The following is a 17,320-nucleotide window of genomic DNA, read 5'->3' on the forward strand; positions in this document are numbered from 1 at the left end:
ATAGTTTGAATGTAAACAGAAAAAGAATACAAAATACAATAGAACTGTACATAGTATTAATGGAGATAGCCACTGCTCAGAGGAGTTGAATGACATTAAAGATATAGAGTAGGCTGCAATATCTTATTAGATGTAGTTTATAAACTGGCACAGATGTAAAATATGAAATACAACTATTTAGAGAAAATAAAAGGTATTTAAAATGTTAAATATAAAATTGTTTTTTAAAAATTTAATCAAATATTTAGAAGTAGTATCTATACCAAGTTTAATAATACTTCTAATTTTGATTCCGATACTTTCAAGTGTTACAACATTTATACTAGATATAAGTGGGATATCTTACATATCGTATACGAATATAAAAGATATACTTTTAAATCATCCTATAGCATTATTGGGATTATTAACAGTATTTTCTATAGTGATAATAACGGTATTTCTAGAATTTACATTTTTACTTTTAAGTGTCTACTACATAAGGATGGATAAAGATATAAAAATTGTGAAGATTTTAGCGTTAACTGTAGATCAAATTAGTAAAGTTTCGCCGGGATCTTTTGTATTCTTTATATTTTATTTTTTACTAATACTTCCATTTAGTGGTCTAGGGTATACAACAGCATTGTTATCAAAAGTCGCTATTCCAAATTTTATTATCGATTACATATTTGAGGGAAAGTTTATATTTATAGCACTGCTCGCTATTTTCTATATTGCGATGTTCTACCTTGCAATTAGATTGGTATTAGTTTTACCGCTTTTGATTTTAAAAAAGAATACTATAAAATCAGCAGTAGTTGAGAGTTGGTATATCACAAAAGGTAAAATTCTTAAAATTATTTTTAAGTTTATGTCAGTAGTCGTAGCTTTTGTATTTGTAGTGATTTTAGTCTTTTTTTTAATTTACCAAATGCAAGTATTTTTTGATAATAACTTACCTGATTTCGCGCTTTACAGTGCAGTAGTATCTCTACTTTTTATTCAGCTTATAGCGATTGTTTTAATGGCATATGTAACTGTTTACTTTTTTGAGATTATACTTGAAATTTTATTTAAAAGTAAAGCGATTAAATACCGACCGAATAATAGTCTAAAGTACCATAAAGATAAATACAGTAAAATAAAAATTATTGATATTTTGATTAGAATAAGTGTGCTTATAACTTTAGCTGGTGTTTTATTTTTTAACTTCGAGTATATGCAGGGACTTTTGACATCAAAACCTATGACAATTTCTCACAGAGGAGTTAGTTTGAGGAATGGTGTTCAGAATACAATAGAATCATTAAATACTATAGTTGGTTACGGTCCAGACTATGTAGAGATGGATATACAGGAAACTAAGGATCATAAATTCGTAGTTATGCACGACAAATCTCTCAAGAAACTAGCTGGATTAAAAGTGAATACCTCCAAGCTTACTTTAAAAGAGCTTGAAAAAATAACTATACGTGAGAATGGATTTGAAGCTAAGATACCAAGCTTTGATGATTACTTAAAAGAAGCTAAACTAAAAAATCAAAAACTTTTGATAGAGATTAAAACAAATAAATTCACAAGTGATGATATTGTAGATTTATTTATAAAAAGATATAAAGAAAACATATTAGAGAACAAGCATATAGTGCAGTCATTAGACTGTAAAGTTGTAACTGAATTAAAAGAGAAATCACCTGAGCTGAATGTAGGTTACATACTTCCGTATAATTTAGCGGGTATGCCGTCCATTAGGGCAGATTTCTTTACTGTAGAATACACTAGTACAGAAGGTAGGTTTGTAAATAAAGCTCACAAGTTAGGTAAAAAAGTTTTTGTGTGGACTGTTAATGATGAAGAGGTTATAAATAATATGATATTCCTCAATGTAGATGGAATTATAACTGACAATATGACTCTATTAAATAGGGTTATAGAGGATGAGACTAATTCTCCGACTTATGCAAATAGATTAATAAGTTTTATATTCGAATTAATTAGTTAAATTAAACTCTATAAAATTTGAGTGTAAAGTTATTAATCTTTATTTTTACATAAATTTCAGTAGCATATTTAAAATATATCTCTAATAGGAGGCCTTTTTATGAGAGAGTTAGAGGTAATGATAGGAAAATCTATGAACAGTTAGATATGATAATTGACGTAATTTATGATGTATATTATAGAATAACGAAAATAAATTTAATTTATATATTGGATTAAATTAAGGAAATAGAGGGATGTTTATGAGTTTAGATAGTTTAATTGATTTAAAAAGCGGTATGGATAAAAAAGAAATAATAACCGTAGTAGGGGCGGGGGGAAAGACATCATTTATAGATTCGATAGCACAAATATACAGGAATAAATCTAAAGTTCTTTTAACTACTACTACAAAAATATTTGTTCCGTCTGAAGGTTCTTATGAAAATATGATTTTGCTGGATGATATTTATGAAGAGGAACTTTCAAATTTAGATTTTGAAACAGGCATTACAGTATGCGGTAAATGTATTAATGAAGACAATAAAATTGTAGGAATCGATTTTGATGATCTAAAAAAGCTTGAGGATAAATTTGATTTGATCTTGATTGAGGGTGATGGATCAAAGAAAAAGAAACTAAAGGGATGGAACGACAACGAACCTTTAGTATATGAAAATACCACAAAAACTATTGGTATATTAGATATTACCTCTTACAAGATGAAGATAAATGAAGAGAATATACACAGATTAGATAAATTTATAGATCAAATAGGATATAAAAACAATTTATATAAAAGATTAAACAAAGATGTAGATGTGTCTGATCTAGTGAAGATAGTATTAAATAAAAAAGCTCTATTTAAAAACTCAAAAGGGGAAAGAGTACTATTTATAAACAAAGTTGAAAATAATGGAAGAGAAGCTATAGCAAGAGAAATTATGAAAACAATTATAGAAAAAGATGAAAATATAAAGCTGTATTTTGGGAGTATTAAGCAAAATACATGTACACTATACAAATAAACTATACTTAAATGTAGAAATATAGTTGAAATAAATACTATAATGTATTTTAATATAATTATGTAGAATTATGAGGATGATATAATATGATAAGTGCGATTATTATGGCTTCTGGATTATCCAGAAGGATGGGTGAGAATAAATTGCTGTTAAGGTACGGCAATTCTATTTTGGCTGAAAATGTATTTAGAGCAGTTAAAGAGATGGATTTTGACGATGTAGTCGTAGTTAGCCAGTATGAAGAAATTTTTAAACTAAGTGATAAATATAATTTTAAGATTGTAAACAATAAAAATGCTGAAGTAGGTCAGAGTGAGTCCATAAAATTGGGATTAAATAATGTTGTGGATTCCAAGGGTTATATGTTTTTTGTAGCGGATCAGCCTTTTATTGATATTTTTTATTTAAAAGAACTAGTTAAAGAATTCGAAAATTACCCTGAATATATTGTGATGCCGAGGAGCAATGGAATAACTGGAAATCCAGTCATTTTTCCATGTAATAAAAAGGGAGAGCTAATGAATTTACAAAATGATGAAAAAGGCAAAAAAGTGATAGTTCAATCATCCAAAATAAAATACTTAGAAGTACCTGAAAAGATGTTGCTTGATATTGACACAAGAGAAGACTACAAAAGGTTGGGAGGAAATAAAGATGAAGTTAATTAATACAGTTGATGCAGTTGGTCAAGTTTTGCTACACGATATAACTCAGATAATTCCTGGAGAATTTAAGGGAAGAAAGTTTAAAAAAGGACATGTTGTAAGTGAAGAGGATATTCCGGTACTCTTATCACTAGGTAAAGATCACCTTTATGTGTGGGAAAAAGAAGAAGGAATGGTTCACGAAAACGATGGAGCAATATTTTTAAAGGAACTAGCAGCTGGTGAGAATCTAGAGTTTTCTGAGCTAAAAGAAGGAAAGATAGATTTCTTTGCAGCTTGTGATGGATTGCTTAAAATAGATAAAGTAGCTTTATTCGATTTAAACTATGTAGATGAGATTATGATGGCTACTCTTCACGATAATTTTGTGGTAAAAAAAGGGTTGAAAGTTGCTGGAACTAGAGTAATACCTCTCCTTATACACGAGGATAAACTTAAAGAAGCAAAAGAAGTTGTTGGAGATAGAAAAATAGTAAATGTAGTTCCGTTTAAGCCTAAAAAAGTTGGTATAGTTACTACAGGGAATGAAGTATTTTATGAGAGAATAAAAGACAGATTCGGTCCAGTTATAGATAAAAAGGTTAAAGATTTCGGATGTGAAGTTATCGGACAAACAATCTGTCCAGATGATAAAGAAGTCATAACAAAAGCTATAAAAGACTTTATAGATCAAGGGGCTGAACTTGTATGCTGTACTGGTGGGATGAGTGTAGATCCAGATGACGTAACTCCTACAGCTATAAAAGATACTGGCGCCGATCTTGTAACTTATGGATCTCCAATACTGCCAGGGGCTATGTTCTTACTTGCATACTATGGAGAAGTACCAATAGTAGGTATACCAGGATGTGGAATGTACAGTAAAATAACAGTATTTGATGTTGTTTTACCTAGACTATTAATAGATGAAAAGCTTACAAAAAGAGATATAGCAGCTTACGGTCATGGTGGATTATGTATGAATTGTGAGGTATGTACTTACCCTGCATGTAACTTCGCGAAAATATAGTGATATTAAGGCTTGCGCCTTGACTTAATCCTATATTTATTATATGATAATAACGTTGCGTAAATATAAAAAGAAGAAAGGAAATATCATTAATGTTACAAGTTACGGATGTAGGTCTAAGATTTGGTGATAAAGAATTATTTAAAGATGTTAATTTAAAATTTACAAAAGGTAACTGTTACGGGATAATCGGAGCTAATGGTGCAGGAAAATCTACGTTCTTAAAAATATTATCTGGTGAAATAGAGCCAAATAATGGTAATGTTTCTATTACAGATAAAGAGAGAATGTCAGTACTTAAGCAGGATCACTTCGAATACGAAGAAGAAACAGTTATAAATGTGGTAATTAGAGGTCATGAAAGACTTTGGAATATAATGAGCGAAAAAGATGCTCTATACATGAAAGAAGATTTCAGTGAAGAAGATGGTATAAAAGCTGCAGAGCTAGAAGGAGAATTTGCTGAACTAGATGGATGGGATGCAGAGACTAATGCAGAAAAAATACTAATGGGTCTTGGAATAAACAAAGACATGCACCACAAATTAATGAAGGAATTAACTGGGGGAGAGAAAGTAAAGGCATTATTAGCTCAATCTCTATTTGGTAAACCAGAAATACTACTAATGGATGAGCCGACTAACCACTTGGATTTCAAATCAATCAACTGGTTAAATGACTTCATAATGGATCTTGAAGATTCAATTGTAATCATAGTTTCGCATGATAGACATTTCTTAAACAAGATATGTACAAACATAGTAGACGTAGACTTTGGTAAAATCCAAATGTACGTAGGTAACTACGACTTCTGGTACGAATCAAGTCAATTGGCATTACAACTTTCAAAAGATCAAAATAAAAAGACTGAAGAAAAGATAGCTCAATTAAAAGAGTTCATCGCGAGATTTAGCTCAAATGCTTCTAAGGCAAAGCAAGCTACATCTAGAAAGAAACAATTAGATAAATTAGAGCTTGATGACATTCAACCTTCTAGAAGAAGATATCCATATGTTGGATTTACTCCAGCCAGAGATATCGGTAACGAAGTACTAGAAGTTCACAATTTAACAAAGACAATAGACGGAGTTAAAGTATTAGATGATGTATCATTTAGATTATCAAATGACGATAAAGTCGTATTCCTAGGTGATGAATTATCAACTACTGCTTTACTTAATATACTTATGGGTGAGATGGAACCAGATAGCGGAAGCTTCAAATGGGGAGTTACTACTACACAAGACTATCTACCAAAGAACCATAATAAATTCTTCGATGGTGTAAGTTACTCACTAGTGGATTGGTTAAGACAGTTCTCAGAGGAAAAAAGTGAAAGCTTTATAAGAGGTTTCTTAGGGAGAATGCTATTCTCTGGAGAAGAAGCTCTAAAAGAAGCTAAAGTTTTATCTGGAGGAGAAAAAGTAAGATGTATGCTTTCTAAGTTAATGTTATCTAATGCGAATGTGCTAGTATTAGATGATCCAACAAATCACTTAGACCTTGAGAGTATAACATCAGTGAATAAGGGGCTTGAGAAGTTCCCAGGAGTACTTCTATTTACTTCTCATGACCATCAATTTATTTCTACTCTAGCTTCAAGAATTATTGAGATTACTCCAAGTGGTCTTATGGACAAAACTATGGATTTTGATGAGTACCTAGATAATGATGATATTCAGAAACAGTTAAAAGAGATGTATGGAGATGCTAAGAAGTAGTCTGAATAGTATTTGATGTACATTATATAGATTTTAAAAATACCTTTTTATATAATCTAATGTGACAAAATATGTGTCAATATTTTGCACTATGATTATATGGGAGGTATTTTTTTATGTAATTAAAAGATTCTATTGCTTTTATTTAATATGCCATTTTATAGTATTAGAATGTGTTTTTGATTAATTATGGTGGTTAATAGTTTTGTATTGAATTGAAATAGATACTAATACTTTATCTTAACAAAAAAATATATTATTTTGTTTTTAAATTTACAAACGTCATATAAAAAAAGATTACGTAATATGTAGAAGTTTATCAATATTTAATTAAAATTCGATACAAAATTTAGAGAATTATATGAATTATATTCGAAACTAGAATAGTATTTAGGATCTGTATTATAAAGTTTTCTAAATAAAAAGAATGGATTTTTAACCCTACCAATTATGTTATACTTACTATATATAACTATTTTGGAAATTTAAGGGGGGATGAAATGAAGAAATTATTGGCAATTTCACTAACAATTTGCTTAATACTTAGCAATATTATAGCAGTCACAAATCCAGTAAGCGCGGATGAGAAAAAAAGTATACTTGACTCAGCGAAATTAATTCATAGTGATTCAACTGAAAAACATGTATGGGGATCATCTGAAGCAGTGACACTTGAGTACAAATGGTCTATAAAGAGTAAGGAAAAGGATTTCAAAGAGACGTTTAATATTCCAGAGGAGTTAAAGATAGAGAACGATCTTAATTCCAACATACTGACTTCAGAAGGTATTGATTTGGGTACACTTAATGTAACTACTGATGGTAAAGTTACAGTGCATTTTACTGATCAAAGCAATTATATTGAGAAGAATAATGATATTAAGGGTGTATTTACGTTTAATACTATATTTAATCCTAAAGTAGTAGACAAACCTGGAGATTATAAAATTAATTTTGGTATAGGTTCTGATATATATAATATCAAAATTGTTAATGAGGAAGCATTTTCAAACATTGGTGAAAAAAATGTAGACAAAACATCGGATAAGTCAACTGGAAATACAGATGTTATATTAACAACTGTAGATTCTATAGATAAGAACAAATTATTTGGGGCTATATTTGATCTATTAGATGAAGATGGAAATATGATTAGAGAAGGATTGACTACTAATGGTGATGGAATAATCACTGTTAAAGATTTAAAGCCAGGGAATTATAACTTTGTTCAAACAAAAGCTTCTGATGGTTATGTACTAGATTCAATGAAAATCTTCTTTGAAATAAAAAGCGGACAGCAAGCAACTATAAATTTAGTTAAAGAGAATGATAAGGAAGAAATGATAAAACCTAATACAGGAAGTGTTATGCTTGTTGCTGTAGATTACAAAAGCGATTACAATATACCAGGTGCTGAGTTTAAATTGCTAGATTATAAAGAAAATATGATAGAAGAAGGATTAATTACAGATAGGAATGGAAAGATAACAATTAAGAATTTAAAACCAGGGAAATATATATTCGTAGAGACAAAAGCTCCAGAGGGATATAGATTAGACAGTAAAAAGATTGAATTCCAAATTAAAAAAGGAGAATTAGTTGTTGTAAAATCAGTTAATTATAAAAATGGTGAATATCCACCTGGTACAGAAACAGGAGGAAACAATAAAAATTCTGGAAATACGAATAACAATGGAAAGCTTACTGGACTAAACATAAAAAAACCAGCAACTTTGCCTCAAACAGGAGGAATTCTAGGAAGCGCAGGCATCTTGTTTGCCGGATTATCTATGGTAGGTTTAGGAGTATATCTATTTAGAGTTAAAAAAGCATAGTTAAAAATAGATACAGGATTAAAGATATTTAAAGTTATCTATTCTAATTAGATAGAATCTTTTTATAACATTAAATAAAAATAAAATTAGTAATACTACTATAAAGAAAATAACCTTGTGTTAAAACTATTATATTTTAACACAAGGTTATTTTAATTAGTATTAATATAGATTACAAATGTATTTTAGAAAGAACTTTTAAAAATAATACAGATTTGAGTAATATTGGTTATATGGTATACTTAATTTGTAAAAATATATTTAGTAATAAATTGAATAAATATGAAATTCGTACGCAGAAAAAAGGATAATATACCCTTAATAAATACTATTATAATGCTGCGTTGGAAGATGAGGTTTTTAGTAACTGTTATTAGATAATATAATCCGGAAATAAAATATTATTAAATAAAGAAAGGAAGTTACAAGGAAGATATATTAAAAGCTTGAAACAGAATTTAATGCTTTCAGTAACAACTGAGATATGAATATAAAAAGACTAATAGGAATTATTGTAATAGCAATAGGAATAGGGTTAATAGGATTTTCATTCTATGCAAGATGGGATACAAATAAAGAAAATAATAAATCTATAGATAAATTCGAAGAGGTTATATTGGAAAAGAAAAAAGGAAAAACCAATGGATCAGTCGATCTCAATGACGGAATAGGTATAATAAGCATACCTAAAATAGATCTAAAAGTAATTATAAAGGAAGGGACTGATATGAAGACTCTTAGACGTGCAGTCGGTCATTTTGAAGGGACACCAATGCCTTGGGAAAATGGGAATTTTGCAATTGCGGGTCATAGACAGTATACATACGGAGAGTTTTTTAATAGAGTTGATGAAATTGAAACAGGGGATTTAATAGAGATACAAACTTTAAATGGAAAATTTGATTATAAAGTTGATGTAAAAAAAGAGGTTGAAGCAACTCAAGTAGAAGTATTAGATAACACACCAGAAGATAAGATTACTATTGTAACATGTGTTAAAGGCGGTAAAAAAAGAGTAGTTTTAACTGCTTTGAAAGTTGGAGATCAAGTGAATTAAAAAGTTGCTACTTAATTAATTATTAGATTAAGCAGTCTTTGTAGTAACTATCCTATGTGGCTGTATAAGGATTGTTTGAGCCTTTCATGGGGATAAAATCTGAAACTATGAAATATTAAAAAATAAATTATTAACGATAATAAATGTAAGTATTATTTAATTTTTTATGTATACAAAAAATTTCTATATTAACATAATTTAAAATATAAATTATGTTAATATAGTAGTATAGAGAAATTTTACTGAAGCTAAGAATGAATTTCAACAACAAATGTACATTATAATACTAAAGAATAAAATACAATAAATAGTAAAATATGGGGGAGATATAAGTGGATAAGAATCTTAATTTTGTAAACGAAAAAAAAATCGAGAGAACTATTAAAGCACTAGAAAAAAATAACATGAATGGCTACCTAGTTAAAGGCAAGGAAGAACTCATACAAAAAATTGAAGAGCTAGTTGATCAAGGGGCTACTGTAGGTATAGGTGGATCTATGACACTCTTTGAAACAGGCTTAATAGACTATTTAAGAACAGACAGATACAAATTACTAGATAGATATGCTGACGGGCTTAATGGCGATGACATGAAAAATATATTTAGGCAGTCTCTTTTATCAGATGTATATTTTACAAGCACAAATGCTATAACTGAAGACGGTGAGCTTTACAATGTAGATGGTAATGGAAATAGGGTAGCTGCCATGCTTTACGGACCAGATAAGGTTATAATTATAGCCGGAGTAAATAAAATCGTTAAAAACGAAGCAGAAGCGATTGAAAGAGTAAAGAATATTGCTGCTCCAGCAAATACGAAACGACTTGGAATTAAAACTCCTTGTGAAGTTACAGGTAAATGTATAGATTGTTCAAGTGAAGGTAGAATTTGTTGCGAGTACACGACAATAAAAATGCAGAGAGCTAAAGGAAGAATACATGTAATTTTCCTAAATGAAAGTTATGGATATTAATAAATTAAGTATTTTATTTATCTATTTAATATGAAATACAAAAGTTTTAAGATAATTTATCAGTTGAGTTAATTTTACGATTAGTATAATATTTATAAGTAATTTTGATATTTTGGGGAACTATTTCGTTTTCCACTTTTTAATACAGTTTTAAGTAAAAAACTAGCTAGTAAATATCTCATTTTTTAGAGCTGTATAGTGCTTATACTATACAGCTTTTTTTGAAAAGTAAGAGATTTATAAAGCCGTCATTTAAAATCAAATGATAGCAAATGAAGGGTTAGTGCTTTAGTTATAATTAATATTTTTAATGTAAATAAGGAGGTCATCATGGAAAAGATAATTACTCATGATATTGTTCTTGATGAATCACTAAAACTATTTTCTGTACGTGGATATGACGGTGTGGCAATAAGTGATATAGCAGAAGAGATGGGTCTAAATGAAGATTATGTCTATAAATTTTTCAGCACTAAAAAAGATATATTCAAAGCAATAATAAAAGAAGTTACACATAGAGTTGACGCGGTTTACAAAAAAATGCCTGTTCCAATGGGCAGTTATGCTATAAAAGAGTATGCAAATATGTCATTTCAGAGATTAGAAGATTTATGTTTTGAAATTTTTGATATGTATTTAAACGATGAGGTTGTGTCTAAGTTTAGAAAAATGCTTACGATACAGCAGTATTCAGATTTAAATATGTCAAAAATATATAATGGAATTTTTATAGATGGTCCTTTGAACACCGAGGTAGAATTGTTTAGGGGATTAAAAGAAAAGGGTGTGCTTAAAGATGCAGATCCGCATATAATGGCTTTACAGTTTTACGCACCTCTTTTTCTATTATTTTATAAATTCGATTATAGACCATCCGATGAAAAAAGGATAAGAGAATTGATAAAAAAACATATATCATCTTTTTCAGATAATTATTTGGTTAAGTTAGAGAATTGAACGATTGGAAATTTTAAAAGACGACCTTTACTTTACTTACTTAAAGGTCGTCTTTTATTAAATAGCGATACTAATAAATATTAAATACCAATATCGTTTAAAAGTTTATTGAATTTCTTTTCACTAAGTATTTCATTTGTAACAAATTCTCCGTTGTAAAATAAGCTGTAGCTTGTAAAAGGAGATGGAGCACTTTGAGCTTCGTCAGTAGTTTCAATCTTTACTAATTCAAATTTTATATTTCTATTATCGGCAATTTCTTTGATAATAGGAGCGTATTTATCAGTATGAGGACATTGATTAGCGTAGTACAAAACAAATCCATTTTTATTATCTATATATTTACTAACACATTTTTTGAATTTTGGTACTACTACATCTTCCCTGAAAGGAAGGTAAAGAAGTTCGAAGTGTGGATCTGCGCAGTCTGCACATATAAAGCCTTTATACTTTAGGTACTTAGGATCAGATAAAAAAGGCATTTTTTTCTTTGATGAGATTACAGTTAAACCATCTTTCCCCTTAGACTTTGCATCTAAAATACATTCATTAAGAAGTTCATTAGCATAACCTTGTCCTTTGAATTTTCCTGAAACCCAAAAACAGTTAATATGTATAAAGTTATTAGCATCTATAGGACACCAAGCTTTTTCAGCTGGAATATACTCAATTAAAACTTTTCCACGCTCGTTTAGTTTTTTAAAAACAAGCCCATCATTAAATCTTTGTGCCATCCAAGACTTTTTAGAAGATACACATGTTTCTCCCTTTTTTTCAGATATAGCACAACATATGTGTTCATTTTCTAAATTCTCTACATTTACATCAATTATAGGCACAATATTTTCTCCTTAGTTAGAATTCCAACGCTTTAAGGTTGGTAAAAAACCATTCATCATTTTTCTAGCTTCTTCTTCCGTCATTTCAGAATTTCCTGACACCATATGTGGGATGCAAATCTCAATCATTTGTTCCATAGTCACATCTGATGTAAATTCACCATTATCATAACAATATTTACAATAATCTTCGTTTAGAGAAGTATCCTTATTTTTTCCACAAAAATCTACTTCATTCATAGGCATTGCACAAGATTGACAAAATTTCATATTCATATTTAATCCCCCTTATAATTTATTTATTATCATGATATCACAAAAATATGACAATATATGTCTTATTAAAATAAATAATTGATTAACATAGAAATTAATTTTTTTAGCATAAAAATCGTAGTAAGATTATACATTGTACTAGTCACATAAATTTTTCTACAAGTAAATGAACTTTAGAGAGTAAATTAGATTTAAAAACTATTAGAAAATAAATTGGAGGATTAGTATGATTGAAAAATTGCTTAGAAATACAGTTAAGGACTTGAACCAGTATATTCCAGGTGAGCCTATAGAGAAAGTTAAAGAGAAATATGGAGTGGATGAGATAATAAAACTAGCTTCAAATGAAAACCCATTAGGGGCATCACCAAAAGCTATAAAGGCAATGAAAGACATGTTAGATATATCGCATCTATATCCCGATCCAGAGGCAAATGATCTTAGAAGAAAGCTAGCATTTAGTTTAGGTCTTAAACAAGATAACTTTATAATAGCAAATGGAGCAGATAATATAATAACACTTTTAGGTGAGGGATTTGTAAATAAAGATGAAGAAGTAATCTACTGTAGCCCATCTTTTCCATCTTATAGAACTGCAATAATAAAAAATGAAGGAATACCTGTAGAAGTTCCGCTTACTCCCGACTACAAGTACAATTTAGATGGAATTTTAGAAAAAATTAATTCTAAGACAAAAGCAATATTTATATGCAATCCAAACAATCCAACTGGAACTCTCTTAGACGATAAAGAGTTGGATGATTTTATCAAAAAAGTTCCGGAAAATGTGATAACAGTTATAGATGAAGCGTATATAGAATTTATAGAAGATAAAAATTACAAAGATTCAGCAGACTATGTAAAAGATAATAAAAACGTTGTTGTAGTAAGAACTTTCTCTAAAATTTATGGATTGGCTGGATTGAGAGTAGGTTATGCAATTGCAAACCCAGAAATAATCAAAAGTTTATTTATGGTTAGAGAAACATTTGCTGCAAACAGAATCGCTATAAGTGGTGCAGTAGCTGCTTTGGATGATGAGGAATTCTTAATCGAGACTTACAATGTAAATAAAGAAGGAAAGGTATACTTAAAAAAAGAATTTATAAAAATGGGATTTGATGTAGTAGATTCTCAGGCAAACTTTTTATATGTAGATATGATGACAGACATAGATAAATTATTCGAAGATTTAAAGAAAAAAGGGTTTGTAATACGACCAAGTAAGACACACGTTCGTGTAACAATAGGAACTATAGAGCAAAATAAAAAGTTTATAAATGCTTTGAAAGATGTATTAAATAAATAGAAGTAAGGCTATCTCATCAGTGAGATAGCCTTACTTTAATTGCTAGATCTTGCAACAGTTAAATCATGCTAAATATTCTACTTACCAGCCTTTAAATATAAAATCGATAAATTTTGTTTGTATTTTACTTAGTTTTAAATGAGCTTTTAAGTGGAACGACTCTATTAAATACAAGTTTGTCCTCTGTAGTGTATTTATTATCTATACTGAAAAATCCATTTCTAACAAGTTGAAATTTATCGAAAGGTTTAGCATCTTTTATTTGAACAGACTCAACAAAACCTTGTACTATATCAATAGAATTAGGATTTATTTGGTCTAAGAAGTGCTTGCCTTCATTTTCTGGAGCGTCATCCAAGATTAATGGTTCAAATAATCTAAACTCACAAGGTTTAGAATCATTGGCATCAACCCAATGAATAGTAGATTTTACCTTACGACCAGTAAATCCAGAACCACTCTTAGTCTCAGGATCGTAAGTACAATGAACTTCTACAACATTTCCATTTTCATCTTTTATAAAATCATTACACTTTACAAAATAAGCGCCCTTTAGGCGAACTTCATTTCCTGGGAACAACCTAAAGTATTTTTTTATAGGTTCCTCCATAAAGTCATCTTGCTCTATATACAATTCTCTAGAGAAAGGAACAAGTCTCTTTCCTTGAGTTTCATCTTTAGCATTGTTTTCTATTTCTAACATTTCAACTTTGTCTTCAGGGTAATTAGTAATAACTAATCTAAGGGGCTTCAAAATTCCCATAGCAAGAGGAGCTCTGCTTTGTAGATCTTCTCGTAAGAAGAAATCGAGCATTTGGCTATCAACTTGAGAGTTAACCTTAGAAACACCTATCTCCTCACAGAAATTACGTATAGATTCTGAAGTATAACCTCTTCTTCTAAGTCCCGATATAGTTGGTATTCTAGGGTCATCCCATCCATCAACAACATCGTTATCAACTAATAATTTTAGTTTTCTCTTACTCATAACAGTATTGTTCATATTAAGTCTTGCAAACTCTATCTGCCTTGGGACTTTTTCCATTTCACATTCCTTTACGAACCAATCGTAAAGAGGTCTTTGATCTGCAAACTCTAGTGAACATAAAGAATGTGTTATTCCTTCAATAGCGTCTTCTAGTGGATGTGCAAATGCGTACATAGGGTATATGCACCATTTATCTCCAGTATTGTGATGATCAACGTGAGAAATTCTATATATTACTGGATCTCTAAAGTTTATATTAGGAGATGACATATCGATTTTGGCTCTTAAAACTTTTTGACCGTTTTCAAATTCACCATCTCTCATTTTTGTAAAAAGATCTAAGTTCACATCAATAGATCTATCTCTGTAAGGGCTATTTTTACCAGGCTCAGTAAGAGTACCACGATGCTCTCTTATCTCATCGGCAGTTAAATCATCTACATATGCCTTGCCTTTATTTATTAAAACTAAAGCTCTTTTGTACATTTCATCAAAGTAGTTTGATGCGAATAAAAGTTCATCCCATTCAAATCCTAACCATTCGATATCCTCTTGTATTGAGTTTATATACTCTACATCCTCTTTAACAGGATTAGTATCATCAAATCTTAAATTTACTTTTCCTTTAAATTCCTCAGCAAGACCAAAATTTAGACAAATACTTTTTGCATGTCCAATATGTAAATATCCATTTGGCTCTGGAGGAAAACGAGTTATAATACTTTTGTGCTTTCCAGTCTCTAAGTCGTCTAAAATTATATTTTTTATAAAGTTTGACGAAGTTGTTTCATTTGACATATTATAATAACCTCCTTAAAAATTTATTTATATTGAAATATAACAATATATTTCATTTCATTCCATAATACTAATTCTAATTCAATATTGGAAAAAATAAAGATATAATTAAAGTATTCAGCTAAAAATGCTTTTTTATACTAAAATAACACACTGATTGCATCGAAAGTGTTTAGAATTTAATTAAAAGCTATTTTATATTTCAATTAATAATTATAGCATATGGTTTTACTTTAAGCTCTATTCATTCAAGCTAGTGCGTATTGATAATTTGTAGTATTATGTATATAATGTTAAAAATATAGATTACAAATTTAAAAATAGCATGGTTTATGTAATTATAAGTTAAGGAGAATCTTATGAGAAAGTTTATTAAAGGAATATCTTATATAATAGTTGTACTTTTGGTGCTTGGGGGTATAATGTTGTATTTATTATCTCCTTCAGAAAAAGCAGAAATTGATTACAGTGGTAGTAAAACTATGACAATTGAAGACATAGTTAAAAAATCAAATATTGGAGAAATGGAGATACTTAAAAATCCTACAAGGTTAAAAGGAGAAGTAAATATTGGCAATAAAGATCTAAAAGATATTGTCTATACTGTTTTACTTAAATCAGGGGTTGATGAGTTAATGTACAATGAAGTTAAAATAGTAGACGATTCTATCTCGGTAAAAGTTCCGTATAAGGTAAAGGGATTTATACAAACACAAGTAGACTTTGAATTAATTCCAGAAATACAAGGTGAGGACCTAATATTTGAAATAAAGGATATACATGTAGGTAAACTACCAATCAGCAATAGTTTCTTTGAAAAATCTTTAAATTATATTCAAGCAAATAAAGATTTTAGGATAAAAGACAATAAAATAATTGTAGATAAAAGTTATGTTTACCCAGCAAAACTAAATAAAGTCACTGTAAAAGATAATAAGTTAAATTTAGATTTAGAGATGGAAATTGGAAGTGTGCTAGATTTTTTAAATAACGGAAGATAAAAAGTATAATGTGCTATTCTTTTTAATACAATTAATTATGAATAGCTCATTTTTTTTATTAATATAGGTAATTGTAAGTATTCATTTTTTATGGTAAAATTAAAAGGTTATTATACATTTTTTAATTATATTAAAATAAGAAAATTTATCGATGTTGCTTATATATTTGTTATATTAATTTTTAGATAAGAAGGTATAACAGATGTAAGGGGGGAAGATATGAAGAAAATTTATATTGTTACGACATATACAGGTACGGTATTATCATATATTATAAGAAATTTTAGTGGCAAGCAGTATTCACATGTATCACTTGCTATTAGTGAAGATTTGAATCCAATGTACTCATTTGGTAGGCTAATTCCAACAAACCCGATTTTTGCAGGATTTGTTGAAGAGAATATAGATGAAGGGCTGTACGCTATAAAAAAAGGAACTGTATGTAGAGTTTATTCATTGGAGGTAACTGACTTTCAGTATGAAGAACTCGCGAGAAACATAAAGAGAATAAAGAAAAATAGAGATAAATACGATTACGATAGAAGAGCACTTTTATGTATACCGCTAAATGTAAACAGACAACGTCCGTATAAGTACGTATGTTCAAATTTTGTGGCTACTATGTTAGATAGAAGTGGTATAAACATCTTAGATAAACCATCTTGTAATGTTAAGCCAAATGATTACTACGATCTTGACGGGCTTAATCTAGAATACGAAGGTTTAATTTCTCACTATAACAGAAGAGTTAAATCCACTATACCTGAAATGCTTAATTACTAATAAAAATTTAAATTTCCATCATTAATAATAATTTGTAGCTATAGTTGCAAATTATTATTTGTTTTTTGTAAGAATATGGATATAATAAGTATTAATCAATACAATAAACAGGAAAGGG

General features: G+C 29.2%; 15 protein-coding genes. 12 read left to right on the forward strand and 3 right to left on the reverse strand.

The genetic code is table 11. The annotated features are described in order from the left end of the window. Positions 1-202 precede the first annotated feature (202 nt). The 9 genes from T473_RS0100740 to T473_RS0100780 all read left to right on the forward strand — a co-directional run bounded on the left by T473_RS0100740 (position 203) and on the right by T473_RS0100780 (position 11,208). Positions 203-1,984, forward strand: coding sequence for a glycerophosphodiester phosphodiesterase (locus T473_RS0100740; RefSeq protein WP_024620177.1), 1,782 nt, complete (start codon positions 203-205; stop codon positions 1,982-1,984). A 241-nt stretch (positions 1,985-2,225) separates the two neighbouring features. Next, on the forward strand, positions 2,226-2,990 hold the full coding sequence (yqeC, locus tag T473_RS0100745) for a selenium cofactor biosynthesis protein YqeC (protein WP_038300099.1): 765 nt from the start codon (positions 2,226-2,228) through the stop codon (positions 2,988-2,990). An 86-nt stretch (positions 2,991-3,076) separates the two neighbouring features. Further along, positions 3,077-3,658 carry a molybdenum cofactor cytidylyltransferase gene (mocA, locus tag T473_RS0100750; RefSeq protein WP_024620179.1) on the forward strand — a complete coding sequence of 194 codons (582 nt, stop codon included), beginning with the start codon at positions 3,077-3,079 and terminating at the stop codon, positions 3,656-3,658. Continuing rightward, entirely contained in the window at positions 3,645-4,664 is a 1,020-nt protein-coding gene (locus T473_RS0100755; RefSeq protein WP_024620180.1) for a molybdopterin-binding protein, read from the forward strand. Before mocA ends, T473_RS0100755 begins: the two co-directional genes overlap by 14 nt. 92 nt (positions 4,665-4,756) lie before the next feature. Beyond that, entirely contained in the window at positions 4,757-6,385 is a 1,629-nt protein-coding gene (locus T473_RS0100760; protein ID WP_024620181.1) for an ABC-F family ATP-binding cassette domain-containing protein, read from the forward strand. 500 nt (positions 6,386-6,885) lie between these two features. Then, positions 6,886-8,220, forward strand: a complete 1,335-nt coding sequence (locus T473_RS0100765) for a SpaA isopeptide-forming pilin-related protein (RefSeq protein WP_024620182.1) — start codon at positions 6,886-6,888, stop codon at positions 8,218-8,220. 484 nt (positions 8,221-8,704) lie between these two features. Next, positions 8,705-9,277: a class D sortase gene (locus T473_RS0100770; RefSeq protein ID WP_024620183.1), complete on the forward strand. Its 573-nt coding sequence runs from the start codon at positions 8,705-8,707 to the stop codon at positions 9,275-9,277. Positions 9,278-9,609: 332 nt separating this feature from the next. Then, positions 9,610-10,251: a lactate utilization protein gene (locus T473_RS0100775; RefSeq protein ID WP_024620184.1), complete on the forward strand. Its 642-nt coding sequence runs from the start codon at positions 9,610-9,612 to the stop codon at positions 10,249-10,251. Between the two features lie 330 nt (positions 10,252-10,581). Continuing rightward, positions 10,582-11,208 carry a TetR/AcrR family transcriptional regulator gene (locus tag T473_RS0100780; protein WP_024620185.1) on the forward strand — a complete coding sequence of 209 codons (627 nt, stop codon included), beginning with the start codon at positions 10,582-10,584 and terminating at the stop codon, positions 11,206-11,208. An 80-nt stretch (positions 11,209-11,288) separates the two neighbouring features. Here T473_RS0100780 and T473_RS0100785 read toward each other — a convergent pair whose 3' ends face one another. Then, positions 11,289-12,047 carry an N-acetyltransferase gene (locus T473_RS0100785; RefSeq protein WP_024620186.1) on the reverse strand — a complete coding sequence of 253 codons (759 nt, stop codon included), beginning with the start codon at positions 12,045-12,047 and terminating at the stop codon, positions 11,289-11,291. 12 nt (positions 12,048-12,059) lie between these two features. Beyond that, positions 12,060-12,323, reverse strand: coding sequence for a zinc ribbon domain-containing protein (locus T473_RS0100790; RefSeq protein ID WP_024620187.1), 264 nt, complete (start codon positions 12,321-12,323; stop codon positions 12,060-12,062). A gap of 226 nt (positions 12,324-12,549) precedes the next feature. Between T473_RS0100790 and hisC the strand changes: the two genes are divergently transcribed. Then, positions 12,550-13,632, forward strand: a complete 1,083-nt coding sequence (hisC, locus tag T473_RS0100795; RefSeq protein ID WP_024620188.1) for a histidinol-phosphate transaminase — start codon at positions 12,550-12,552, stop codon at positions 13,630-13,632. A gap of 124 nt (positions 13,633-13,756) precedes the next feature. Here the strand turns inward: hisC and T473_RS0100800 are convergent, their stop codons facing one another. Next, positions 13,757-15,418, reverse strand: coding sequence for a glutamine--tRNA ligase/YqeY domain fusion protein (locus T473_RS0100800; protein ID WP_024620189.1), 1,662 nt, complete (start codon positions 15,416-15,418; stop codon positions 13,757-13,759). 359 nt (positions 15,419-15,777) lie between these two features. Here T473_RS0100800 and T473_RS0100805 point away from each other — a divergent pair, with 359 nt between their 5' ends. Both T473_RS0100805 and T473_RS0100810 read left to right on the forward strand, forming a co-directional pair. After that, positions 15,778-16,419, forward strand: coding sequence for a hypothetical protein (locus T473_RS0100805; protein ID WP_024620190.1), 642 nt, complete (start codon positions 15,778-15,780; stop codon positions 16,417-16,419). 219 nt (positions 16,420-16,638) lie between these two features. Next, on the forward strand, positions 16,639-17,202 hold the full coding sequence (locus T473_RS0100810; protein ID WP_024620191.1) for a hypothetical protein: 564 nt from the start codon (positions 16,639-16,641) through the stop codon (positions 17,200-17,202). Positions 17,203-17,320 lie beyond the last annotated feature (118 nt).

The organism is Clostridioides mangenotii TR, assembly GCF_000498755.1.
Lineage (GTDB): Bacteria > Bacillota > Clostridia > Peptostreptococcales > Peptostreptococcaceae > Metaclostridioides > Metaclostridioides mangenotii_A.

Excerpts from the sequence above, each read along its gene's own strand:
- T473_RS0100740 (WP_024620177.1), top strand. The coding sequence starts at position 203 with ATGTTAAATATAAAATTGTTTTTTAAAAATTTAATCAAATATTTAGAA.
- yqeC (WP_038300099.1), top strand. The coding sequence starts at position 2,226 with ATGAGTTTAGATAGTTTAATTGATTTAAAAAGCGGTATGGATAAAAAA.
- mocA (WP_024620179.1), top strand. The coding sequence starts at position 3,077 with ATGATAAGTGCGATTATTATGGCTTCTGGATTATCCAGAAGGATGGGT.
- T473_RS0100755 (WP_024620180.1), top strand. The coding sequence starts at position 3,645 with ATGAAGTTAATTAATACAGTTGATGCAGTTGGTCAAGTTTTGCTACAC.
- T473_RS0100760 (WP_024620181.1), top strand. The coding sequence starts at position 4,757 with ATGTTACAAGTTACGGATGTAGGTCTAAGATTTGGTGATAAAGAATTA.
- T473_RS0100765 (WP_024620182.1), top strand. The coding sequence starts at position 6,886 with ATGAAGAAATTATTGGCAATTTCACTAACAATTTGCTTAATACTTAGC.
- T473_RS0100770 (WP_024620183.1), top strand. The coding sequence starts at position 8,705 with ATGAATATAAAAAGACTAATAGGAATTATTGTAATAGCAATAGGAATA.
- T473_RS0100780 (WP_024620185.1), top strand. The coding sequence starts at position 10,582 with ATGGAAAAGATAATTACTCATGATATTGTTCTTGATGAATCACTAAAA.
- T473_RS0100790 (WP_024620187.1), bottom strand. The coding sequence starts at position 12,323 with ATGAATATGAAATTTTGTCAATCTTGTGCAATGCCTATGAATGAAGTA.
- hisC (WP_024620188.1), top strand. The coding sequence starts at position 12,550 with ATGATTGAAAAATTGCTTAGAAATACAGTTAAGGACTTGAACCAGTAT.
- T473_RS0100800 (WP_024620189.1), bottom strand. The coding sequence starts at position 15,418 with ATGTCAAATGAAACAACTTCGTCAAACTTTATAAAAAATATAATTTTA.
- T473_RS0100805 (WP_024620190.1), top strand. The coding sequence starts at position 15,778 with ATGAGAAAGTTTATTAAAGGAATATCTTATATAATAGTTGTACTTTTG.
- T473_RS0100810 (WP_024620191.1), top strand. The coding sequence starts at position 16,639 with ATGAAGAAAATTTATATTGTTACGACATATACAGGTACGGTATTATCA.